The 853-nt window shown below is 65.2% G+C and carries 1 protein-coding gene and 1 pseudogene; both read right to left on the bottom strand.

What is annotated here, in order from left to right; genetic code table 11:
• Window positions 1-184 (bottom strand): annotated as a pseudogene (locus NS334_RS17475) (NAD(P)/FAD-dependent oxidoreductase); the annotation flags it as partial.
• Between the two features lie 89 nt (window positions 185-273).
• Window positions 274-853: thiamine pyrophosphate-dependent enzyme (locus tag NS334_RS17470; RefSeq protein WP_241492031.1), on the bottom strand; the 580-nt coding region annotated here is incomplete at its 5' end.

Below are 853 nucleotides of genomic sequence, written 5' to 3'. Positions count from 1 at the left end.
GCAGCGCGACATCGGCGAGGTCGACCTCGTAATTGCGCACCCGGATGTTGTGATAGGCGTTGCGATCGATGACGAGGATCTCGGTATCTGCCGCCCGCGCGCCGATCTCGTCGCGCTTGCGGGCTGCGCCGAGCGCGGCCCACAGCCCCGCAAAGCCGGCCCCCAGCACCAGGATGCGCGCCATCGCTCCCTCCTGTTCTTCTCGCGGGGGGAGCTTGCCCGCGCAGGCGAGCTCAAATCAAGTGGGAAGGGCGCGAGCCGCTGCGTGATGCCTCACGTGCCCGGCCGCGATACCTCGGTCTCCTTGCTGGTGATGAACTCCAGCAGCACCGGCACGCCCTCCTTGGTCTTCTGGATGCCGCGCTTGATCGCGGGGATGATGTCCTCGGGCTTGGTCACCCGCTCGCCATAGCCGCCGAAGGCGCGGGCCATCGCGGCGTAATCGCCGGAGATGTCGGTCGAGCGGTATTTCTCGGTCGAGATCGGCATCACCTTCAATTCGATCGCCATCGAGACATTGTTCAGCAGGATCGACATGATCGGAATCCGCTCGCGCACCGCGGTCTCGAAATCCATGCCCGTAAAGCCGATCGCGGCGTCGCCCCAGACGTTGATGCAGAGCTTGTCCGGTTTTGCCAGCTTCGCGCCCATCGCAAGACCGAGGCCGTAGCCGAGCTGCGTCGTCTTGCCCCAGCCGATATAGGACAACGGCTCGACCGACTTCCAGAACGGCGAGAGCTGGTCGCGCGGGCTGCCGGCGTCGTGGGTGATGATGGTGTTGTGGATGTCGACGGTGTGCTGCAGGTCCCACAGCACGCGATAGGGATTGAGCGGCGCGTCGTTGTGCGTCAGC

It is taken from the genome of Sphingomonas endophytica, assembly GCF_001476895.1.
Lineage (GTDB): Bacteria > Pseudomonadota > Alphaproteobacteria > Sphingomonadales > Sphingomonadaceae > Sphingomonas > Sphingomonas endophytica_A.
This window is presented reverse-complemented; position numbering and strand designations above follow the sequence as displayed.